General features: G+C 63.1%; 8 protein-coding genes and 1 pseudogene. 6 read left to right on the forward strand and 3 right to left on the reverse strand.

Translation table 11 applies throughout. The features are described from left to right. A partial coding sequence (rpoN, locus tag ACOJSF_RS04805) for an RNA polymerase factor sigma-54 (protein ID WP_420141091.1) occupies positions 1-892 on the forward strand: 892 nt, incomplete at its 5' end. A gap of 57 nt (positions 893-949) precedes the next feature. Here the strand turns inward: rpoN and ACOJSF_RS04810 are convergent. Then, positions 950-1,303, reverse strand: a complete 354-nt coding sequence (locus ACOJSF_RS04810) for a GIY-YIG nuclease family protein (protein ID WP_420141092.1) — start codon at positions 1,301-1,303, stop codon at positions 950-952. A gap of 137 nt (positions 1,304-1,440) precedes the next feature. Further along, the gene (locus ACOJSF_RS04815) at positions 1,441-1,956 is read right to left on the reverse strand and encodes an outer membrane protein (protein WP_420141093.1); all 516 of its coding nucleotides are present in this window, start codon (positions 1,954-1,956) and stop codon (positions 1,441-1,443) included. A gap of 251 nt (positions 1,957-2,207) precedes the next feature. Between ACOJSF_RS04815 and ACOJSF_RS04820 the strand changes: the two genes are divergently transcribed. Continuing rightward, on the forward strand, positions 2,208-2,444 hold the full coding sequence (locus ACOJSF_RS04820) for a hypothetical protein (protein WP_420141094.1): 237 nt from the start codon (positions 2,208-2,210) through the stop codon (positions 2,442-2,444). Between the two features lie 14 nt (positions 2,445-2,458). On the opposite strand, the gene ACOJSF_RS04825 is transcribed toward ACOJSF_RS04820, so the two are convergent. After that, a complete protein-coding gene (locus ACOJSF_RS04825) occupies positions 2,459-2,668 on the reverse strand; it encodes a hypothetical protein (protein WP_420141095.1) in 210 nt (69 codons plus the stop codon). 269 nt (positions 2,669-2,937) lie between these two features. Here ACOJSF_RS04825 and ACOJSF_RS04830 point away from each other — a divergent pair. From ACOJSF_RS04830 to ACOJSF_RS04845, 4 genes and pseudogenes are all read left to right on the forward strand, one after another. Further along, positions 2,938-3,878: pseudogene (locus ACOJSF_RS04830) on the forward strand (IS1595 family transposase). Between the two features lie 91 nt (positions 3,879-3,969). Beyond that, the gene (locus ACOJSF_RS04835; protein WP_420141096.1) at positions 3,970-4,707 is read left to right on the forward strand and encodes a hypothetical protein; all 738 of its coding nucleotides are present in this window, start codon (positions 3,970-3,972) and stop codon (positions 4,705-4,707) included. Beyond that, positions 4,704-5,267: a hypothetical protein gene (locus ACOJSF_RS04840; RefSeq protein ID WP_420141097.1), complete on the forward strand. Its 564-nt coding sequence runs from the start codon at positions 4,704-4,706 to the stop codon at positions 5,265-5,267. Before ACOJSF_RS04835 ends, ACOJSF_RS04840 begins: the two co-directional genes overlap by 4 nt. Next, positions 5,254-5,397, forward strand: coding sequence for a hypothetical protein (locus ACOJSF_RS04845; protein WP_420141098.1), 144 nt, complete (start codon positions 5,254-5,256; stop codon positions 5,395-5,397). The genes ACOJSF_RS04840 and ACOJSF_RS04845 overlap by 14 nt, the downstream gene beginning before the upstream one ends. Positions 5,398-5,834: the final 437 nt, after the last annotated feature.

Consider the following 5,834-nt stretch of genomic DNA (forward strand, 5'->3'; position numbering starts at 1 on the left):
CGTGGTCCAGTCTTTCGACCCGGCCGGCATCGCCGCCCGCTCGCTCAGCGAATGTCTCGCGCTCCAGGCCAAGGAGGCGGACCGCTACGATCCGTGCATGGAAGTCCTGCTCGCCAATCTCGACATGCTCGGGCGCGGCCAGCTCGCCCCGCTACGCCGGATGTGCAACGTCGACGAGGAGGATTTCGCCGACATGCTCAAGGAGCTGCGCGGCTACGATCCCAAGCCCGGCCTCCGCTTCGGCGGCGAGCGCGCGGCTCCGGTCACGCCCGACGTGTTCGTCGCGCGCACCCGCGCGGGCGGCTGGTCGGTCGAACTCAACAGCGCCACGCTCCCGCGCCTGCTGGTCGACCGCCGCTACCATGCCGAGCTTGCCGCCGGCGCCGACCGCACTTCGAAGGCGTGGCTCGCCGACGCGCTCGCCAGCGCCAACTGGCTGGCCAAGGCGCTCGATCAGCGCGCGCGCACCATCGTCAAGGTCGCGACCGAGCTGGTGAAGCAGCAGGAGGCTTTCTTCCACCAGGGCGTGGCGCATCTCCGCCCGCTCACCCTGCGCACGGTCGCCGACGCGATCGGGATGCACGAATCGACCGTTAGTCGCGTCACGTCGAATAAATATCTGTCGTGCGAGCGCGGGCTGTTCGAACTCAAATATTTCTTCACCAGCGGCGTCTCCAACGCCGAGGGCGAGGGCGTCTCGGCCGAAGCGGTGAAGAGCCACATCGCCAGGCTGATCGCCGACGAGGGCAAGGACATCCTGTCCGACGACAAATTGGTCGAGATCCTGAACGCGCGCGGCTTCAACCTCGCCCGCCGCACAGTCGCCAAATATCGCGAGGCGATCGGCCTCGGCTCCTCGATCCAGCGCCGCCGCGCCAAGGCGCTGGGGTAACCCCTCGCCCCCGCCTGCCCGTCACCCCAGCCCAATCCGTCACCCCGGCCCAATCCGTCACCCCGGCCTTGTGCCGGGGTCCACCGCCCGGCCTGACACCGTCGCGACCGGCTCCAATCCCAACCCAACCGCCAGATCGTTCCAGGCCGGATTCTCCCGCTCGATCAGATTGCGCTTCCACTCCCTGCGATAGCGCTTCACCTGCTTCTCGCGCGCGATCGCCGCCATCATCGTCTCCGCGACCTCGAAATAGACGAGGCGATGGATGCCGTAACGGCGGGTATGGCCATCAAACGTACCCGCCCGATGTTGCGCGATCCGCCCGATCAGGTTCGATGTCACGCCCACGCAGAGCGAACCGTTATAGCCGCTTGCGAGGATATAGACGCACGGGCTCCGCTCGATCGCCACGTGCGACCTGTGCCGGGGTCCACCGCCGGCCTGCCACCACGCATAGCCCCCGAAACGCAGAACGCCCGCGCGAGGGCAAATCCCCGCGCGGGCGCTCCACAGGTCCGGCGGCGGGGCGGACCCCGCCTCCGTCGCGCTTAGAAGCGGATGCCGAAGCCAACGATGCCGGCGTCGCGGCCGCCGAAATTGCCCTCATACTCCGTGCGGCGATATTCGGCCGACACGTAGGTGCGCGGGGTCACCGCATATTCCAGGCCGCCGCCGAAGCGCACGCCCTCGACATTGGTGTGGCCCGTGCCCAGCTCGAAGCGGGTCGTGTCGTAGCCGACCTTCGCGAAGCCCAGGATCTGCGGCGTCAGCGCGTAGCCGGCGCGCGCCGAGATCGCGACGTCGCGCGACGCATGGAGCGTGCCGCGCTTGACGGTCGAATCCTCGAACGTGCCTTCGGCGCCGAGCGTGATGCGCGGTGCGACCGCCACGTCATAGCCGAACGCGCCGCCATAGGTGAAACCGTCGCGGCCCTGCGTCTTGTCGTAGCCCAGCGTCGCGCCGATGCGCGGACCGGTGAAAGCCGAAGCATCCTGTGCGGCCGCGGGAGCGGAGATCGCAACGACCGAAACGGCGGCGAGCGCAGCAAGAGCAATCGTACGCATGATATTCATCCTTCTACATTTTTCGCCCCACGGACACGCCGTGGGGAGCGCGCTTTTGGCCCCGCAACATGAACGTCACCAAAACGTAAACAGGCGTTGTTGCTGCACCGCCACATGAACATGACTATTTCTGTACCGATAGGTCGTTAAAGGTTGAAAAGCCGGTTGCGGATCCTATCGCTCCACCGTTCACCGGCCGGAAAGACGGCTTTGGGCACGCTCCGGCGATGCCTTTGCTGCTCGCATTTTTGATGAGCGCCGCGATAAGCGACGAACCGCCCGACGCAGCGCATCGCGCCGATCGCGATCGCACGCGCGCGCTCAATCGCGACGCCGGGAAGCATGTCGCGCATCGCCTGGACCGCAACGACGCGAACGAGGCCGCCTATCGCGCGGCGCGCGCGCGGTACGAGGCGGACATGGCCGCATGGCGCCGCCGCGTCCGCGCCTGCGAGGCCGGCGATTGGTCCGCCTGCGACCGTCCTTGACGCCTGCGCGGACTTTACGGATCAGCCCCAAGGACAGCTATCAACTGCTCATATACGGCGGCATTCTCGGTCTGGTGGGCGACGACGCCCTCCGTAATGTCCTGCGTTGAGCCGTCCGGCATCAGCAGTTGAGCCTTGAGACCCGCCGTCTCAAATAGGTCAATCTGCCGCAGTGCTTCCTCGCGTTCCCGCGTTGCCCATGCCAGTAGATCCCGTCTGGTCATTCCATTCTCCACCGGCTTGAGCGCTCCCGAGTTCCTCGACGCTATCCGCCGTCATGCCCATGGCGAAGGTGATCTTCATCCCACGCTCGTCAATTGTGAACCGGTCCGTCCGTTGCCGGGCTGCTCGATCCGTTGCGCTGCGGTTATGCAGCGCCGACCCATCACGGGAGCAGCCGTCGCCTTCCATAGAGGCCCTCTTGACAAGGCGATTATATACCTTGCAAACACACCAATAGTCAGGCATAAGCTGGCTTCAAGGAGCCAATGCAATGTCCGTTCTGTCCAAGCCCTACTTTCACAATGAGGAAGCGGCCTTCGCCCACCTCGAAAGTCTGATCTGGCCGGACGCGGTTTCATGCCCGCATTGCGGCGGCCTGGAGCGCATCACGAAGGTGAAGGCGAACCCCGAAAAGCGCATCCGCATCGGCCTGTGGCGCTGTGGCGACTGCAAGGGCCAGTTCACCGTGAAGGTCGGCACTGTGTTCGAGCATGCCCGCATGCCGCTCCACAAGATGCTCCAGGCCGTCTATTTGATGACGAGCAGCAAGAAGGGCGTCTCGGCTCACCAGCTGCACCGCGCTCTGGAGATCACCTACAAGTCGGCGTGGTTCCTCGCTCACCGCATCCGTGAAGCGATGCGCTCCGGCGAGCTTGCCCCGTTCGGTCAGGGCGGCGGCGCGGTCGAGGTCGATGAAACCTACATCGGCAACCTCAAGGGCGCGATCCGCCGCAAGCAGGGCTTCGGTCATAAGATGAAGGTGATCAGCCTTGTCGATCGCAACACCGGCCGTATCCAGTCCTACACCTTCGATCAGATGATCACGTGCTACGTGGAGCCGATCGTGAAGGCGAACATCGCCAAGGAAGCCCGTCTAATCACGGATCAGGCCCGGCTCTACAAGGCGGTCGCCCATCACTTTGCCAGCCATGAGAGCGTCAATCACGCCGCTGGCGAGTATGTGCGTGGCGACGTATTCACGAACACGGTCGAAGGCAGCTTCTCCATCTTCAAGCGTGGCATGAAGGTGTCTATCAGCACTGTGGCGAGCAGCATCTGCACCGTTACCTTGCCGAGTTCGACTTCCGCTACAGCAACCGCGCCAAGTTAGGTGTAACTGATCCGATGCGCTGCGACGCCGCGTTAAAGGGCATCGTTGGCAAGCGCCTGACCTATAAGTCAGCTGGTGAGCCAGGCCCCCGCTACGCATAAACGGAACGGGCGTATTCGGAGCCGTTGGCATACGAAGCCGCACCGCAAGAGCAGGCTTTACCCCGACTCAAGGCTGTCCTAGAATCCGCCTATGGCGGATTTTGAAGAGCTTAGTTTCGTCATTCCGGGGTACACCCCGGAAACGATACCGCTCGATCGCCTTCTAGAGTACCTGCAGCAAATGGCGCAGGTGCTGGGGGACACTCAAAACCTGCATCTTATCGAGATCCGGAAGTCTAGCGTCGCCCCCGTGTTTCGTGTGCCTAAGGCGGCCGCGTTGGCGGCCAAAGAGCGCGCCAACCGCGTTCAAAGGGGTGACGGCACTAAGAAGCAAGTCGACGCCTTTAACCGCATCAGCAAGATGTTGCGGCGAGACTCCCGCGATGCAGGTAAGCCGGCCCTCCTGAGGAGCGGCGATCGGGTATTGTTGAAGATTCCCGCCGCGCCTCAAGATACCGGTGTACTTAGCGGAATACGCCAGCCTAGCACCGTGGACGGCCAGCTGATCCGTGTAGGCGGAACGGCGGACGACGCGGCTCTCCAGATACAGGACCTCGAAGGCCGCATCATGTCCGGGTTCACGGCCAAGCGCAGCCTTGCGAAAGAGCTGGCTAAGCTGATGTGGGAACCTGTGCGCCTGAGTGGCGACGGCCAGTGGTGTCGCACAGAGGAGGGCAATTGGCTCCTCGAACGCATGCAGGTCCATAGCTACGAGCTTTTGGAAGACGAAGACCTCAGCGTCGTTTTAGAGAGGCTCCGAAGCGTTGACGTGCGCTGGCCAGCCGACGTGCATAAACGTCTGCGACAAGAACGGGACGAGTCCCTTTGAGCGCTGTCGCCTTCGACAATACGATGCTGAGCATCCTATTGAACCCGGCCGGACGGGTTCCGGACGACCCCAACACGGGAAAGGCAGTCGAAGAGGCTCAGGCGCGTGCCGAGGCTGTCGTGCAAACGATTCAGAGATCGAGGCGCAAAATCATCTTACCTGCCCCTGCATGCGCGGAGCTATTGACTGCCATTGGCCCGGATGCGCAACAGTACATCAACATCGTTGGACGATCTCGCGTCTTCGAGATTGGAAATTTTGACGGGCGGGCCGCGGCGGAGTTAGCGCTCCTAAATCGGAGCACTTTCCTAGAACAAGACGAGCGGCATAAGCTCGACACCTACCAGAAGCGCAAAGTCGACAGACAGATTGTCGCAATTTGTAAGGTCTACGGTGTCACCGAGATATACACCGATGACGGAGGACTAGCGACGCGCGCTCGGTTGTGCGGCATTACCCCCGTGTCGATAGCGGAGGTGCCGATCCCGGACAGCGCGAGGCAAGGCAGGCTTTCGCTAGACGAGCATGAGCCTATTCCGGAGCCTGATGATGGCGAGTGACGAACCCACCCAGCTCGACAAGTTCAAAGCCCTAGCCCGCGAGGTAGAAGCGGACGAGGATGAAGGCCGTTGGGATGAGAGGCTGAAGAAGGTGGCGGCGACTAAGCCGGAGCCGGAGAAGCCGGAGTGAGCCGATGGCGCGTCACCGCGTCCTATGTTGGCGCCTTGGCCGCTTGTCTTTGCGTTCAAGGTTGGGCGTTGCTTCACCTTGAGAGTGACGGTGACATGAGTCCTATTGCGATTATTCTCTTGGGAATCGCATCGATCGCCGGTGTCGGCATCGCGCTTCACGCGATCTTCAGAGCCGCAAAGGCGGCTCTGTTCTATCGGGGGCGGCCATACGGAAACGAGCGCCAGTAAAGTTTGCAAGGTATATAATCGCCCTTGACAAATCGGAACAAATAGAGTACACGTCGGCCCGTTCTTCGCGTCCGGCCGGGGCGGGGGACGAAGCCTGCCCCGTGACCTCGGTCGCGGGGAACGACCGGTGCGGGCGCCTGTCTCATGCGACATGCTGGAGGCGCTTCGCCAAATGAGTCCGTCTCGTCCGCGGCTTCGCGCCGCGGT

The organism is Sphingomonas sp., from assembly GCF_048594985.1.
Lineage (GTDB): Bacteria > Pseudomonadota > Alphaproteobacteria > Sphingomonadales > Sphingomonadaceae > Sphingomonas_I.